General features: G+C 35.4%; 6 protein-coding genes. All 6 read right to left on the minus strand.

All coding sequences use genetic code 11. The features are described 5' to 3' along the window. Positions 1–405 precede the first annotated feature (405 nt). Entirely contained in the window at positions 406–5,775 is a 5,370-nt protein-coding gene (locus FH508_RS19630; RefSeq protein ID WP_173479487.1) for an ATP-binding protein, read from the minus strand. Further along, positions 5,768–7,357, minus strand: coding sequence for a methylation-associated defense system protein MAD7 family protein (locus FH508_RS19635; RefSeq protein ID WP_173479486.1), 1,590 nt, complete (start codon positions 7,355–7,357; stop codon positions 5,768–5,770). Before FH508_RS19635 ends, FH508_RS19630 begins: the two co-directional genes overlap by 8 nt. Further along, positions 7,354–11,337: a protein kinase domain-containing protein gene (locus FH508_RS19640; RefSeq protein ID WP_173479485.1), complete on the minus strand. Its 3,984-nt coding sequence runs from the start codon at positions 11,335–11,337 to the stop codon at positions 7,354–7,356. Before FH508_RS19640 ends, FH508_RS19635 begins: the two co-directional genes overlap by 4 nt. Further along, the gene (locus tag FH508_RS19645) at positions 11,338–15,261 is read right to left on the minus strand and encodes a coiled-coil domain-containing protein (RefSeq protein WP_173479484.1); all 3,924 of its coding nucleotides are present in this window, start codon (positions 15,259–15,261) and stop codon (positions 11,338–11,340) included. 12 nt (positions 15,262–15,273) lie between these two features. Further along, on the minus strand, positions 15,274–16,047 hold the full coding sequence (locus FH508_RS19650) for a hypothetical protein (RefSeq protein WP_173479483.1): 774 nt from the start codon (positions 16,045–16,047) through the stop codon (positions 15,274–15,276). An 853-nt stretch (positions 16,048–16,900) separates the two neighbouring features. Continuing rightward, positions 16,901–18,151, minus strand: coding sequence for an MrcB family domain-containing protein (locus FH508_RS19655; RefSeq protein ID WP_173479482.1), 1,251 nt, complete (start codon positions 18,149–18,151; stop codon positions 16,901–16,903). Positions 18,152–18,353 lie beyond the last annotated feature (202 nt).

Here is an 18,353-nt window from a genome sequence, read left to right on the forward strand (position 1 = left end):
TATTGAATACGAGTTTGACTACGGTTCACTTAAAATAAGCGTTGTCGGGGGCAATTTTTTTAAAAAAAATTATTTGAAATTATGCATTAAAATTTTGTAATCATATTTATCTTACAAATGGTAATGCAAATCCTATCATTAAAGTTAATACGACATTGATATATCAATGTTGTGAAAGTTTTCTTCTTTTCATTAAAGTTGCAAAATAATATATCGATTCATCAGCCTGTCTATGATAAGTTACGAGAATTGCTCTTATCCTTGCGAAGTAAAATCATATTTTGAATGTTTGAGAATTCAAAGAGGACAATGAGCACAATTACATTCATTTTTTATAAAAAAGCTTGCTGCAAGAAAAATTCTCACAGTAAGCTTTTTTAAATCGTTTGCCAACCTATTCAGTTTCTACATATCATTTGCGTTCTTTGTAGCGCCACCATGATGTGTAATTCTTGGACGAAGCTTCACTTTTTGCGGCTCCTTCTCAAAAAGCTTATGCGTAGATTTACTTGCCCACACATATGCCTCACCTGAATTTAAGGAATTTAAATCGGCTGCACTTAATTTTTCCGCGGCAGTTAAAGACTTTTGAATATGCTTTAACCAAGCCGGTGCATTAAATTTGTGTAACACAACAATATTTGATAACTCAATAATTTCTTTAGGTACTGAAGGCGGATTTTGAGAAGCAATTAAAACGGAAACCCCTTTATGACGCATTTCTCGAATCACTTCGATTACATTGCCCATCAGCTGTTCACCTTTCATAAACTTATGCGCCTCATCAAACACAATTAGTTTATTAAATGATCGCCCTTCATACATGACATCAGAGAAAATTCGTAGCATTACCATAAATAAGCCTAACGCTTCATCCTCTTCAATAAATTCATCACGTACATCGACAATAATTATACGACCAGGTTTTAAAATATCCTTTAAATACATTGTATCATCAATATATTCACGTACAAAATTCAATCGTTGCTTTAATATCTTCTTCGAGCGCTCTTCCATTTCCTCTTCTTCAATACTATGCTCAATCTCTGAAAACTTCAGATTATGACGATTCATTCGAATAATTGATTTCAACTGACGAATGTATAAAGATGAATTCGCAGCTGTCCCCATTAAGAAGTTCCAATCTTCTACGCTTAGCTCACTCGTATTGAAGTAAAGCGGCTGCACATCAATTGAAGGGTATTGCTGTTTGCGTAATGTTAATTTATCACTTGGCGTCAGCAAGACAATATCTTCAATCGCCTCTGGATGAATCCCAAACTCCTTCTGCAGCATTTGAATTTCCGCTTCAACTGCATTGGCCTGATTAAATGTCGTATATTCTGGCTGATACGTTTCGCTCTTACTATAGTGGAAAATGACACTTGCTAAAGGTGATGGTAATTCGTTTGCATTCGCTATTTCTTTTACAGCCATTTCAACAATTGTTCCGATTGAATAACTTTTCCCAGAACCTTGTACACCAAATAAACTGATAGTATTCGTTCCATTTAAGTCTAATGCAATCTTTTTCGAGCTCGTCACCTCTTTACCTAACAAGCCAAATTGTTTTGATGGTGATGTATTACCGATGAATATATCTGGATTTAATGAATTAGCTTGCTTACGAACTGGCTCTTGAACAGGCTCAACAACAGCTTCTTCTTCAAACTCCTCTGCGAACTCGTCCTGTTCATCAAACTCATCTTCAAATTCATCTTGTTCTCTAACATCATCTTCAAATGTATCGCTATCATCTTGTGTTTCATCCGGTTCCACATTTGTAACTGGTAGCTTCTCATCTTGAGCTTCTTCTTCCACCTGTATGTCTTCTGCCGGTTCATTTCCTTTAACTGTCGCATCTGTTGGTGGCTTAAAGAAATATGTCGCTCGGTCCATTAATTGATCGTCCGAGAAAATAACAGTCTCTTCTTTAAACTCCTTCGAGGAACTATTCAGCAGTCGCTCAATCGATTGTTTACCGACTTGATGATACGTCACGCCGTCTAAATGCACCATTTTATCATCGTTTGTCCCAGTGACAAATAGCAACGCATGCTTCGAAAAGATAATGTCATAATGCTGCTCATCTAAACGCGAAATAAAATTCACTACTTCGTTGTAGCCAACTTCAGAAATACTTTTAAAGCGTAGTGAACGCTCTAAATAATATTTTAAATAGCCCATTAGCTCACGCGTTTGCTGCAATCGTACAGTCTCATTTTTATTCGAGAAATCAAATTTGTTCTTTAATAATAGCTCACTGTTCTGTAATTGCTCTTCGATATTGCGTCTGAAATCAACCGCATCAATTAAATCATCATGACTTAAACGTGAACGCCATTTCACTTCAACTAAGTTAAATGTAATTGTTCGCTTCATCGGGTCACACATAATTGCTAATAAATCAGTCATTTTACGCGATTCCATTTGTCTAAACCAATCTGTATGCGAATCTAGGGGGAGCAATATAAGCTTTCCGCTATTTCCGATACGATTGACCTCACTTAAAAACAGACGAGATAATGCAAGACCTACCGCACCTTTTATTTGATTGTTTACCGAGTTTAATTTCAATACTAATCGTCCAGAAATCGCATTTAAGCTATCGATGATTCCTCGATACATCTCTTCTTCAATCGAAATGTCCAGGCCTTTCATTGCAGGCTCTACAATCGTTTCAACTTCGTTTAGTCGATTTGTAGAGACAAACATATTGTTCATCTTGGCACCTGGTGAATAGTCAATTAAATGATAGCGCTCTCTACCCGAGGCAGGTCGATCTAAAAAGTCAGGGCCTAAATATTCATCAAGCAACAATAACCAGTCTGTACTTTCATGAATCATTTGTAGCTCTTTTTTCTGCTCAGCTGTAATTTTCATCGTGATTGCTGGTACATCTTGTTCATGATTTTTTTCAAAATACATGCTCATTTTTGTGAATGTATCTAGCAATTCATTTAAACTTTGAGCTTGCTCATCTGCTAGCTCATAATTCGACGAAATAAATTTGTTCCATATAGACATGGAATCATTCGCACTTTTACCGCTAGTCGTTGTCGTCAATTCGTATTTCAAACCATTCAAATACGTTGAACGAACTCTTTTCGAAATCGCCTGCTGCACATAACCAAACTGTACATCTAGCAATTGATTCATAATTGTTAAATGCGAGTCAAACGCTTCTGGATTATCGAAAAACTCCTGCGTATGATGCTTCGAGTAGCTAAATAGCGGGAACATCATATTTTCAGTAGCAAAAATAACTCTGTCCTGTAGTTGCGTAGTTTTTTCGTTTACCTTCATTAGCTGATCAATTTTCTTCCCAATCGTATTCACTAACTTTTCATCATTCGTAAATAAGTGTAGCTGAATACGTAGTTGCATAAAATGACTATATTTTTGCTCTTCGTAAAACAATTTATATAGCTCATTTAGCAGCTGTACAATTTCTTGCCCATCTCCTGGCTCAAAAATATTGAACGTTAAGCCCGTCAAATATGGGTGCATTTCTAAATATTGCAGAACATAGCTTTTAAGCTTTTGCGTTGGGAACTTAGCGCTTACACTATAGCTTTTATCAATTTGTAAAAGCTGCTGAATATAAAACTTATAATATTCATCCGATAAATGTGCAGTTTCGACATACACACCCCAGTTACGACCGATGACATCCATATTACCGTACCATTTATTAAATTTATCCTTTAATAAAAACGGATAATTTTTGCTCGTTTGTTCTTTTAAAAACCCTTCGATTTGAGCCAATTCTTTTTTCTTATTTTCAACTACCATTGAATCACGCAACCACTTATTCGCTTTCGTCTCATAATTAATTTGCCAAGCAATCTTTAGTGGATGTGTCGGGGTCATTAAATACGTTGTGCCGTAATCGCTATCCGTAATCGCTACACAATCTAATGTTTGTAAACGACTAATCAAGTTTTGTGAGTCCAACGTATTTTGCGTTAACAATGTTTGAATTAGCTCATTATATGAATCAATATATTGTTGCGCAAAACGCTTAAGCACTCTACGCTCTATTAACGAAACGACTTCATCCCAATGGTATTCACCGATTACTGTAACTGCATTAAAGAAAAACTTACGACTGCTCATAAATTGCTCATAAGCCGGTAAATCGTCTGTTAATACGAGATTTTTTTCCTCATAATAATGTGCACTCACATTAAAATCATCGGTAGTAAGTTGACTAGCTGGCACTTTTATAATGCCTAAATAGTCGGGCTTTTCTAGCACTAACCGATGAAGCTTATTAAGTAGCACATTGCTTGAAAGATTAAAGGTTTTGTTCGTAACCTTGCTCGTCACTTTAATCTGTTCTGTTACTAGCGAATTTTCATCCATGACTACATCGTAATTTTCTGTTTCAAAGGCCACCTCTTCTTTTTGGAGTGCACGGTCAATCATATCCGCCATCCAAATATCAGAACCATCAGCCGCAACAATACGCTGTGACTTCACATCAACTTCTTCATCGTCAGCACCTGTTTTACCGCTAATAACGATAACTTCCTTCGATACCGCTGAAGCCAATATTTGTCCTTCACTTGTAAGCGCTTGGATGCCGATTTTAATGTTTCCAACGACCGCTGTTGATAGCATTTCTTCTAAATTTTTTTCAGAAACCGATTTACTTTGCTTTGATTTATTCGTTGTCGGCTTTTTATATGTAGCAATCGGATGAATTACATTGTAGTTTTCTTCCGTTGCATCACTCTCAAGTAAATGTATCGCTACTTTTGCCCAATCATCACAGTAAGGTGGCGCTGGAATTACTTCGTAATGAACAGCTAGCTTTCCTTTCGATGGCTGTATTTCTAAACCATTTACCGTATTCAACAACGCCGCGCCTTTCAGCTCTTTTAATGTGAAAGTTTGGATCGTATCCGATAACTCTTCTAAATCCCAATTAATGAAATCTAAAGTCTCCCAAAGCGAAGGATCGTTTAATACTTTGCGAATCCAATTATCAAAATCTAACCTTGTCGCATATTCACGCAAAATTGATAATAGCTTACTTTTAATATCCAATCTTGCGGTATGAATACCGTTCACCCTACTTTGAATCGATTTCGTCACATCGCGCAAGTTTTGCATAATGGAAATGTTTTCCTTAATTCGCACAGGTGCGTCAAAGTCTAAAATCTTTTTGTCCGGAATCAAATATAAATAAGGTAAGTATTTACCGAATGCTTCTACCGAACAACGCTCTTCTAAAAGGGCTAACAAATAGTAGCACCAGTCAATTTCTGATGGCACTTTCCAAGAAGTATTAATTTTTTTAAATAGCTTATCTACTTTATCCGTTACTAATAAGCCATCGCCTGTTTCGTTTAAGCATTCAAAAACCTCTGCTAAAAGCTGAGTGCTTAAGTCTTTAAACACATCTTGAAACGACACAACTTCAAACGTTGCGATATCAAAAGAGTCTTCAGCAGCTGTTTTTAAATCATGTGGAATGAAAACAGCTAAAATTTTCTCCTCCGCATTTCGTCGTTCAACAAGCTTTGTTGCATGAATTTCCCATGTCTCTAAATCTACCTTCGTTTGAGCTACAAGCGTGTAAATCTCGAACAAGCCGGTATTATGTTGGTTATTTAATAAGCGCGTTGCGGAAACCATGATTTCCTTTTTCAAATCCGTTACTTGAATACAATGTCCTCTATTTTTTGTATTCAAATGTTTCGCTAGCTCATCTGCTACAAATATACCGACGCGTTCATTTAATTTTTGCTCAAGCGCTTTATTCATAGCTTACCCTCCTAGAAATATCATATCGAGCGATTAACCATTGCGTATTATATGCATCACTTAACGCTTCATAATAGCCGATTTCCTGTAGCTTCATCGTTAAATATTTTTTACTTTCTCGAATGGCACTATAAAATTGGCTTTGATCGTAATCCTCTAACAGCTCGTCAATATAAAAGCCGTAGCGCTCTCTTAAAAAAGTGAGGAACTGGTCTAAACGTAAAACCTTATTTTCATAAACACCTTCTCGCTTTTCAATCATCGCTAAATGCATAATCGTATCTAACAGCTCAATACCGAGTGAATACTTTTTATGTGAAGCTGTTTGCATTAAAATGCCTCGATCTAAGTTTTTACCAAAGCAAACACTTAATAAGCGCTTATAGAATCCTACAAAGTGTTTACCGAAGTTTTGTACAATCGCAGCAATATAATTTTCAAAATAATTTTCTGTAATATTAGGTAATACTTCTAACAGGTCATTTAATTGCTCATATTGTTGTTTAAAGTAATTTTCACATTGACTCCAATATTGTTGTAAATCAAAGCTTACAATTTCTTCGATTGTGAATTTCTTTTGATTGAGCGTATGCATCATAAAATCTTGCTTTTTACGCAAAATAACAAGCGATTCATAAAGCGCATACAATTGTTGCTCATGCATATCGATATTGCGCGCCGAAATTTTTGCTAATTTTGAACTGTATTTCGGTTGCATATCCATTTGGAATTTTGGTTTATAATCACACGCATACGCTTTTTCTACTGTTAGCTGCTCATGACAAGTACAGCTTGGCGCGATCGTTTTATTTTGAATCGCAACAGGTAAAATACGGGCAACTCGTAATACATAAAGACCCATATGTAAAACAAATAACTGCGACAACGACTCGATTAACGCTGGGCGCGCCATCACATCCTGATACTGTAATAGCCTTTCCACATCATCGGCTAAGATACGCGCCTGTGCCATACATAATAAAGGATCGGTCGTCTCCGCCTGCACATCGGATACTTCGATCACATCATCAAATTGATTCGTAATATTCGATATTAACCATGTCGACAAATCCAATTCCTCATGATTTTCGATGCGTTCCTTATCAGAGCTATAGCCAACGCTAAAATAATCATTTAATTGTTTAATAATTGATGTTTCACCCGCTGCTGAACGCTCGCAATCAGCATGCTTTAGCATCACCCAAATTTGGTCACTGCTCTCGTAATCTTCGATATTTTTTGTATTTGTGACTTTATAGACATTTAATGTAATCGGTAAAATCGACACAAAACGCTTTTCCTGCGTCGTACTTTCTTTATTAATTAAATCCATATAGTCATTTTCCAGCCAGCTTTCTACGACTCCTTTATAGTCTCCGAAGTTTTCAAAATAATAATCGCTAGAATAGATTGTTTCGAATACATCTTCTTTCGTAAAATTAGCCTTTTTAAAGCTTACTTTCTTTCCATTGTGTTTAATTAAAGGAAGGAGATTGAGCATCATACGATCTTTATTAATTGACTTTGCATATACACGTATAATTTGAGACATTTGATATTCTTTATGCTTCCTTAACGTCATATCATCATCTCCTTCTCAATTTTAATAACTTCACCTGTTTTCATTACTTTGAATACTTGCTCATGCTGAACGAGCATAATTTCTTCGTAGCGCTGACTTAGTAATTGACGTTTAAAAATCATAATATTCATAAACGGCCCTTTCATTTCCTGCGAAGATGGAATATAGCCGCTCAATACTTTCATAAGCATTTCATAAATATCTAACGTAATATCAAGCTTAATACGGTCGCTTCCTTTATAAACGAGGCGAATTGTATCTTGCCCAACTTCAATATATTGACTCGCAACATCCATCATGTTCGTTCGCAATTCAAATTGATCCGCCTGGAACACACGCATACTAACAAGCGTCTCAGACACCCATTTACTATCGCGGAAGCAAAGCGTGTTTTCAAACGGATTGCGAATACCATCTAAATACGAAATAGCTCTTAAAATTGTCGATAGCTCCTGCTCCCAATTTTCCTCTTTAAATAGCTTGTTATACTTTTCATATGACTTATACGGCAATAAATTAAGCTGCTCGTCTCCAACATGCTCAAAGAAAAATTTCCGTTTACTCGCTTTAACAAAATGGCGGAAGTAAGAAATCACGGCATGGTCATCGTATTTATAGCCGTAAAAACGGTCTAACAATGCCAGCTCCTTATCTTCATATAAAAAGTCCTTTTTCATATACAATGTTTGCTTTTGGCTTTCAACCATCGATAGCTGTCTTTCAATTCGCGGTGCAATGACATTAGCAAAATCGATTTTCCCAAGCTCTTGCATTAAACGGTCAGTTGACTGTTCCACATTAAAAATCGCATTGTAATAATAAAGGTTGTGCAACTTCTGCAAGCTTTCAGGGCTTCCTATTTTCATTAGGTTGCGCACTTCTTTGCTCGATAGCGTTCCGTAAATAATGTATGACAGCACCGAACGAATATCTCGCATCGTCATATGGAATTTTTTTCGTAAGTGCACCATTTCAAATACTGTACAAATACGTTGCTTTACAATAGGACCTACGATTGGATCATTGAGCGTCTGAATGTTATAACATATCGGACAAATATAATCATCCGTACAAACCGTACAATTTTTCACAATGTCCATATTCGCCATCTTTTCAAGTAGCTTTTCAACGATTGATAAGCCGTTCTCATCCTTTGCAACGATAGAGCGCCAATTTAAATTAATAATCGCTAGCCGCTCATCTAAAATAACTTGCTTGCGCAAATAGCTTTCTACATATTTCAGTAGTCCAGTAAAACTGTTATCTGATAAGAATTCCATTAAATGCCCTTCATTAATGGCAATAATTCGCGTCTCGTTTTGCACACAATCTGAAAACGGTTCGTCCCCTTTAAACTGTGCAAAAAACTGCGCTAATACTTCTTCGTTTTGCCGGTCGTCCTCATCTTGTGAACCATCATAGTTCGTAATAATTGTTCCACCATTAAACTCCATCGTTTTTCCGTTGTTTTTAGCCTGAATGACTTGTCCACCACTATCTTCATTAATTCGTTCTAGGTTCTGAATGAATGCTGTCTTACCATCACCGGCATTACCCGTAATAATAATTAATCGACTTTTACCGTTCAGTACATAACTCGGCAACTGTTGATCTAATCTTGTTGACACATAATTAGCGCTACTAAATTCATCTAGCCCTCGCGTCCCTGCATTTGAAATCGCACTTTGACTATATAAGCTTTGATAATTTGGAATTAAACGATGGCTATACGCCGAATAATCTTCTAAAATACTTAGAATCACATCGTAGCTTACCTTAGTTTCATTTAAAATAATGCCCGGTTTTGTATAATGATCTAATTCCTCTAGCTCCTCTAACATCTCATCTGGTGTGGCGAATCGGTCTTGCTTTACCGACTGAGTAGCTTTCACAATCCATTCAGCTAATGCATATGTCATTTTCGGTCTAGCCTTCAATAACACCTCTACCGAAATTTCAGGTTCCTCTAAGCCAACCATTAAAACAAAAATTAAATAGCCTAAACTATATGTGTCTAAGCTCGGATCAGTTTTAATAATGTAAGCATCCGGCGCACTATAACGCTGTGTAATTCCTACTAAGCTCGTATCATCGTTTTGTCTGCTAATATTAAAATCAATTAGCACAGCTTTATTCTCTTTATTAATCAAAACATTGCCGGGCTTAATATCTGCATGAACAATTTTATTTTCGGGTTTTTGCAAATAAACAAGTGCATCTAGTAGCTCTTTTGCCCATTGCATCACTTGTTGAATCGATAGCTTTACATTGCCATCTAAATACTCTTGTAGCGATTTCCCTTCGATATAATCCATTTTTAAAATGACCGCTTTATTGCTACCAAACGTATCGATATCATTAATTCGCACAATATGATCATGCTTTAATGGAATTAGTTTTTGATACTCTGCCTTTGCAATTTCTAAACTACCTGGATTATTATGCATCACCTTTAATGCATACGTCGTCCCGATATCTAAATTAACAACCTTATAAACCGAAGACATGCCGCCTTGGCCTAAACGCTTTATAATTTCATATTTGTTTTCGATAATCGCTCCAACTTTAAACTCGGCCGGCTTTTGCTTGTTTACATCTTCTTCTACGACAAGTCGAACTAATGCCTCCTCAGCCGAAGACATCCAATTTTTAGAATATGTAGCGCTCATATCGATAATGACTTGCATTAGCTCCTTATCTTGAACCCCTTCAACCGGCACTAAATAACCATTATTTTCTCGCGGAAATTCTTGGTCCGATCCAACTAATAAATCATAGAAAACTCGACCTAGCGCGTACAAATCAGACCCTTTTGACGCTTTCGAATAATCGCCATGCCATTCTCTTGGAATGTAACGTGTATTCAAGCCTTCATCGAGCATTGATGTTAAAACTGTCATCTCTGAGCTATTCGTTACTAGTCGTGAAAATTCGAAATTATGAAGATAAACTGTATCATCTGGTGTTACTAAAATATTTTCTGGCGTAATATTTCTATGAATCACATTATGATGATGTACTTCCTTCAAAATTTCTAAGCATTGCACAAGCATTATACGAATGCGACTTTCCTCTAGCTTTTCTTCATTTAATAAAAAATCATCAAGAGGTGCTACATCTGTAACCATTTGATAAATGACGCAAAAGCGCTCTTCATTACCATCTGGATGGAATCCATAACGCGGCTTAATAATCCCTTTCACATCGCTCATGCGCTCTAACGTTAAATAATCATTTTTAATTAGATGCATTTGTTTCGCACGGTCCACCTGCTGAAGCTTCGAGTCGACAAAATACTCTCGTAATAAGTAGCGTGTTTGATCGCCGATGTCTGGATCATATACGACATACTCATTGAAAAATTCGCGCTGATTATCGCCCTTTTCAATCACTTTATATTTCCCGAATTCTGTTGCCTCTTGTCTAGCATACGTAGCATTAAAAATACTAAATTCATTTAGACATGCCTCAACTAATGAACGGTTTTCTTCAGGCGATAATGTTTTTTGTTGAATCGGTAAACGTTCTGGCTGCTGAATAAATTCAGCAACCGTCTCAAACGTATGCATTTTACTTGAATTGTTTCCTTGAATATCAATGACAACATTGTCGCCACTAAAATGAACAATCTGCTCTACCCAAAAATATTTCAAACTACTATTTTTCTTCGCTAAATAAGAGCTTAAAATTTTTGCCTGACGAGTCGCCTGCTGGTAAGGGTTTTTACGTGATTCACCAGATGAAAGGAAAATATTTAATTCATTTCCTGTTATTTTGCCGTGCCAATACTTATCTTCAATTACATAAATCGCATGCGGCGCAATGACGACAACATCATATTCGACAAACATTCCTCGTCCAGAAGGAATTTCAAAGTTGCAATAAATATGATAATCATCTGGTAGCTCGTTCATTAAAAACTGAACGAGCTGCTTTTCTCCTTTTGTCACAAATTCATTTGGACTATGAAGCTTCGCCATCTATTTTGAGCCTCCTTTTTCCACACGAATATTAATATGGTTCTTCTTAAAGAGACCAACCATTAAATTTAGTACCTCCTCTAAATTTAATGACTCTGTGTTTTGCTCATAGTTTAAAATAAGCTCCTCAAGAGTTAAATTATTCGTATTCATACTATTTAATAAAACCTCTTCCTTCTCTGTTAAAGGTTCCTTTTGAACTGCATTTGCTACTAAATCTTTAGCTTGATTAATTCGCTCATTAAAGCTTTGGAATGCTTTTAACTTTCGTAAATCCGCCGCTTCATCCAATAAAGCTTTCACGTCAAATAAATCACCTGAAATACCGAAAACAATTTCCTCCACTTCTGCAACATCCTTCTCCATAATTTGTTGCAAATACGTTAACCTTTGCTCTAAAACGTCCACATCTTTCGTCCATTTTTCGAGCTGGCTCGATAACACTAGTAAATATTCCTTTTCAAGCGATTGATAACTCTCAAATTGTTGCTGCTCATTAAATTGCGTTAATAGTTTTTGTTTCAGCAGACCTTTAACTAAAAACTGTTGATACGCTTCTTTTTTCTCATTAAATGTTTCACGTGATTTACGTAACTCTTCATAGATATGTTTTCGAATATCACTTAACTTCGTAATATACGGTGCCGCAGCTAACTGTGCATCCTCTTTCCAGCTACTTGCGACCTCATTATCGATTTCTTCAATAGCAGACACTAAGTTTGTTTGCCCCGTATCCGCTAACACCTTCAATAAATCGCGCAGCTCTATGCGTAATAGGAAATAATCTTCCCACTTATTCCATGCTTCCACTTGCTGTTTCAGATTTTTACGCGCTGCAACGATCTCATCTATATCTTTATTCAATTGCTGGATTTGTTCCATTGACTCGGCAAATTTCTCATGACCATTCATATTTGCCTTGAAGTCATTCGCAGACGTTTTTAGAATAGCTGCATGGTTTTGCGAAATTCCTTTAAATGTTTCATGGCACTCATCTAGCTTTGCTTTTAAAGTATCTTGCTGCTCAAACCATAGTTTCTTTTCTACTTCGTCCGTCATTTGAACTTGTTCGATTTTCGTTGTAATTTCACGAAGCTCATTCGTCGTCTTCATCAATCGGTCTGTAATAATATTCAATTGCTGATTTACATTTACAGACATTTGCCCTGAGCTAACTTTCTCTAGCTGAATTAGCTCAAGCAATAATTGCTGATAGCTATCTTCGTCTGATACAGACTCGATTTTTTCTTCCGCTAATTGCAAATTATTTTTTGCCGTTAAGCCCTGTAATTCAATTTCATCATCTAATAATTGAATTTTTTGCAGGCGCTCTGTTAATTCCATTTTCCATTCTTCAAGCGTTAATGGTTTAAAGTAAATAACATTCGTTCTCGGGTCAAAATGGAACAAACGGCGATATGCTCCAATTAATATAAATTCTTGCGATTCATCTTGGAAATAGCCCAGCTCTAGCAGCTGTTCTGCAAGCTTATTTACCGTAAGCGATTGGCACGGCTTATTATCGACCATAATTGTATACGTTGACTCTTTTAATTGCTCAAGACAGTACAGCTCTGCTGGGTGCGGCTTTACATATAAATCACCTACTGATGTTAGTTCAAACATTTTCGGAAATTCCTTCATAATACTTTCGAAAGGCTGTAAACTCGATACGCCAAAACGGTCAAAAATACTCATTTTTCGATCTGGGATTGACATACGTTTATAATCTTTCGCTAAAGGCTTCGATCCTCGCTTTACTTCAACCGGAACGTTTTCGTTTCCTAAATAGTTTTTATAGTTCGTTAAACGTCTTCTACTTTGACTCGTCGTAATTAATGCATGGTAATCCGGGAATCGGCGTTTACACATGCTTTCAAACAACTCCTGTAATAAGCGTTTACCATGTGATTCAACTTCAAAACTCGCATTACGAATTGTTTTCAATTCTTCTGTAAATAACGTAGTAATAATATTGTCGATAATTTCTTGCTTATTAAATTCAATTTCAGCTAATTCACTCGGTGGAATGTCGGTAGAATGCTCTAGATAATGTAAAAAGTTCAACCCAAATAACACACTTAACGTATCTTCTTCTACGATATCTGAAATAATTAACAGCTCATCATTTAGCTTTCTTGAAATATTAAGTTTAAATTGATAAGAAAATTGATTTTTCGTTGCTTGTGCTAATTCATTCTTATCTTCGTCATTTAACTGCAATGCAAAAAACCAGTTCCCTACAAAACGGTATCGACGATCATCGGCTGGCTTTTTTACTTTTGGTGTCCCATCTTCCATATAGTAAGAAATTAGCTGCAATAAACGATTCGGATAGGTCATACTCGTTCTATCAAAAGTACCGCCAATATTAGTAAAATAACCTTTGTCAGCCTTCATAAATTCCAGCTCACGATCCGTTTCTTGTTCAAACGTACAAGCCCATCCTAGCTTATCCTTCTCACGGAATAATTCTGGAATGATGATTTCATTGAACGCGACTAATGCGCCTTCCTTCATTTTTTCTGACTTTGCAGAGAAGGACATATTAAAGTAGCGAATTGAACGCTCATAGAAAGAATCTAAAGCGGTTGTCGTTTCATTTAAAATGACTAACTTATAGCCGACTAATTTACTTTGCGTAATTTCTTTTCCAAGCCACTCTTTTAATAGCTGGTTGCTTTCTTCATTTAACACATTGTAGTAAGTTAAAACTTCCGGCTTACACCCTTGCGGCAAGCCAGCTACAGTATAAATAAACGGCACAACCTCTGGACGATTATCCGCATTTTTCAACACTTCTTTAATTTTCGCTACATATTTAGAACGCTGCCCTAATAAAATTTTATTGGACATAATATCTTCTACTAAACGAATGAGCGTATACGGCTTCTTTTCTGTCGTATAGTGCTCAATGATTGCATTGAATGCTGAAATAACTGAACGCGGACCGTTACCAATCTCTTTACGAGCTGAATCTGTTATTTCACCTAATCCTTTTAACGCATATGAATCGATAATTTCATCTGCAATATCTTTAAAATCAAAATATTCCACATAACGATTCCATAAAGAAACTGCAAATGTTTCATCGTAAATACGTGACAAGTCCACGATTAATCGTTGCTCGCCAAAACGGTCTAACGCATCGGCCTTTACTTCTCGCATTTGAACAAATGTATTCATCGGTAAGCCAATCATAATACCATAGCTTTTTTGGCGATTTAACGTATGGTTCGAAATTTCGAATAAGTGTAAAAAGGTACGTTCAGGTGAAAGCTCACTTACTGTAATTTGCAACTCATCTAAACATACGATTAATCCTTCATAGCCGACTGTTTTTAAAAAGTCCGACACTTCATCTAAAAATTGAAGTAGCTCACTGACATTTCGTTTTAAAATTAACGTCCCACTCGCAATTGCATCAGACACATAGTTCGTTGCTTTCGAACGGCTCATACCGTTATTTACTAACTTTTCGATTTCTTCTTCAGCATTTTTTTCTTGGTACACTTCAGCAATTTCTTCAAACGCTGCTAATGCTGTCGTATTTTCTTGCGCCAACTTATATTTAATCCATCCAGAAACCGTTGTGAAAATACTATCAAGCGAACGCCAACTGAATGGTGGAACCGCCATAATTTTTTTATCCGACATGCTTTTCCAAAGGTATACTAAAAAGCTCGTCTTCCCTAAACCGAAATCACCAGTCGTTAAACCAGCAAATGTTTTATTTGCTTTGAATTTTGAAAGTATTAGCCTCTCAAGCTCTTTCGTATCACCTAACGACATATGTGTACTTGCGTGGCGTAAATAATCGCTCTCCACTTGGCTAGGAGTTGTAATTAATGCCTCTGATGTATGAGTTTGAATAACCGGTTCTTTTAATAACACTTTCTGTAATTCTAGTAATTTTTCGTTCATAAAACTACCACCTTATAGCTTCATAATTTTCAAAGAATTTAAAATTGTTCCAGCCGTTGAATAGCGTGATTCAAAAGCTTTTGTATACTTATTCGTTTTTTCTAAATGCTGCTCAAACTGACTTGGTGTAATAAGTAAAATATTCGATAGCTCTTTACGCTCTTTTGCTGTAATTAAAATTCGGCCATCTCGCTCGCCTGTTTTCATTTCAATATATTGCTGGATACCAAAAACCATTAAAGTTGGATCAATAAATGTTAGCGGTGTGAAATTTTCATCTAAAACTTCCTTTAAAAATACCGTCGATTTACCGATAGTTGATTTTTCGATTCCTTCGATTGCATCATCTGGATAATGTGCTGCCAATCGGCTATATAAAACCTCAAAAACTTTTGAAGCTTCTGTTTTATTTTCTTGCTCTAATAGTAAATCCGTAATGTAATAATAAGTTGTAAAATAGCGCTTTGCCTTCGGGTTAAAAGCATTTGCTAATTGTAAAATATGCAGTAAATACGGTAATTTTGATGCGCTCTTCACATATAAAGCACGCACTACATTGCCGAAGCTTGTCCAACGTAAATGGCTCACACGCTGTTCCGTATATTTCTCAAGAATATTTAAATCGATCAAACGATTAAATACATCGCGACGTTTGCCAAATTCAATTCCTTCATCTTCCGCGGTTTCGACTAGTTCTTCCATCGCCATGTCATCTTCTAAATATTGAAAAATCGCATGAATCCAATTCATCGAAATTTGGTCAATTAGATATTTATGTACAGCCAAAAAAATCACCTCAATAATTTTAAAAATAATATACTTATTCTTATTATAGCTAATATAAAGAAGATAAAATATATCTTATGTTATAGGAAAATAACAGAAAGCCACTTCAATAACACATGAATTTCCTTATATATATTCCATTATTCCACTTAAATGTTATCACAATTCCAAAAATATAACCCTTATCATAACTAAGTAATCATCCTATAAAAAAGCAAAAAAAAAAATTAACTGCAGATGAAATTTCTATTCCTCAGAATTTCAAAGCAATTCAGTTTTTCATTTTCACCTTAAACTAAGTTAATACTCTCAATAGTCCTTGCAATTGCAATTCACGAGCTTTATGCCAAACATAGAGCCCCAAGCGATTGAAGGTTATTACCTACTTTCTATATTAGATCTATACCTCATATTCATCAACACCACCTTCTGATGGTTCAGTTACTTATCCCTAAGTAAGTTACAAAGTGTACTTTGCATTTCCATTAGATTTATATATAAATTTCTTCTATATTTTAAATTTATTGTTTTATTTTGTAAATTGTTGTCCTACTAATCCACGCTGCTTAAGCTTATTTTTTAGTAAAACCTCGTTAACAACTGAAATTTTTTAATAAAGTACTACCATCGCCACGTCTCGACAAATCAGGAGAGTTCGAGCTAAATTCAGAACAGATAAATTTCAAACAACACTTTCTTGTGTAGAAAATGTGTGGAAACTTTTCATTTCCTATCCTTTTCTAAACGATTCTCAAATAAGAAAAAGCGCCTAAACCCCTTGGATTAAAGGGTTTTAAGCGCCTTTCAGTTGATTCGAACTAACAGTAAAATGAAATTACAAGAAGAAATACTTCTAATTAATTTTGATACCATTTATTTTAAAGTTAATTGGCTCAGCATTAAATTTATTAGTTAATAGTTCATCAAGCGAAACATAATTCTCAAATCCACCATAAATCATGAATTTAGATTGTCCACTACCTACACCTAATACCCTAACAATACGTAAACGTTCATTTGCCACTAATTTTCTTATTTCATTAATACTCATAAAAAAAGGCTGTTTATAATTATTAGACGTTGTTCCTTTAACTTCAATATGAATTTCTTGAGCAGTATTTTTATCTAAATCAAACGCTTTAATATCATATCCAAGTCCATGTCCTACTTTTTTTGAAATTTGAACAACTTCTTTGGCCTTTTCTTCTCCAAACTTTGCTCTAACTTTTTCTTTAAAATAATTTAAAACCTCTAACTCGGCTAAATCCCCGACCCTATTTTGTTGATCTAGCTGTGCTTTTAAGTTCTTATCAGAAATAGTATTTCCCCGTCCCGATGAACTTCCACCAGAATTATTAGGCCTTCTATTTTCATCAAAGGTATTTTCAGTTGACAACACCACTACTTCGTCTGGGTTAGTCATTTTAAGTTCACTTTCTCTTATTTCTTTTTGTTTTTCATTATTATCAAGATAACGGAGAGCTTTATAAAAATTATTCTTGATAAATGAATTATAATCTCCTATCTTCCCTTGAAGTTCTTCATATTTTCCGAGCATTATTTCTATGTCATTAATAATTTTCGCTTCACTAGGTAAATTATTTACTTCATACTCTTTCGCTATAATGTTAGAATGTTGGTAACTACGACCACTAGAATCTTGTTTTTGATCGTTTACTAAGTTTAATTTCCCAGTGACTAATCCATCTTGATCATTAATTTTTTCTAATAAAACCTTTGCATTTGCTTCAAAGAAGTCTAGTTTTTTTACAGATTTATCATTTATCTCTTTTCTTAATTCATCAAGATAAGTTACGCCCTGATTTAATGAAAAAGAAACTTTTTTTCCATTTTGAGAAAATAAAAAAACTAGATAAATTGACTGCTGAACAGTTGTTGTTAATTGTTTATTCATTATTCCCACCCAAGGAACAAACGATTGCCCACCTGTTGCGGTACGACCATAAATATGTAAATTTCCATCCGCCGTGACTACAGGTAAAGCTTCTAACTCCTTTTTAAGTGTTTCTGTAACTAATTCATCAACACTAGTTCCACTCTGTTTTCCTATCATTATTTCTTGTAAAGTGTCTCTAATACTCATATATTTACCTCTTTAGCTATGTAGTTTTAGTTAAAATAGTTTATCTGGAAAAAATATACAATATTTACCTTTTAATTGTAATATAAGATTTATAAAACATAAAGAGTACAATCAACATATCTTTGAAAGTCGTTTGACGTTCTTCTGAAGTTGTTACTTCACCAGTGATGATGTGGTCTGATACAGTTAAAATTGATAATGC

The sequence above is a fragment of the Lysinibacillus sp. CD3-6 genome (assembly GCF_006351725.2).
GTDB lineage: Bacteria > Bacillota > Bacilli > Bacillales_A > Planococcaceae > Lysinibacillus.

Bases quoted from the DNA above. Each gene is read 5' to 3' on its own strand.
- FH508_RS19630 (WP_173479487.1), bottom strand. From the start codon at position 5,775: ATGAATAAAGCGCTTGAGCAAAAATTAAATGAACGCGTCGGTATATTT.
- FH508_RS19635 (WP_173479486.1), bottom strand. From the start codon at position 7,357: ATGACGTTAAGGAAGCATAAAGAATATCAAATGTCTCAAATTATACGT.
- FH508_RS19640 (WP_173479485.1), bottom strand. From the start codon at position 11,337: ATGGCGAAGCTTCATAGTCCAAATGAATTTGTGACAAAAGGAGAAAAG.
- FH508_RS19645 (WP_173479484.1), bottom strand. From the start codon at position 15,261: ATGAACGAAAAATTACTAGAATTACAGAAAGTGTTATTAAAAGAACCG.
- FH508_RS19655 (WP_173479482.1), bottom strand. From the start codon at position 18,151: ATGAGTATTAGAGACACTTTACAAGAAATAATGATAGGAAAACAGAGT.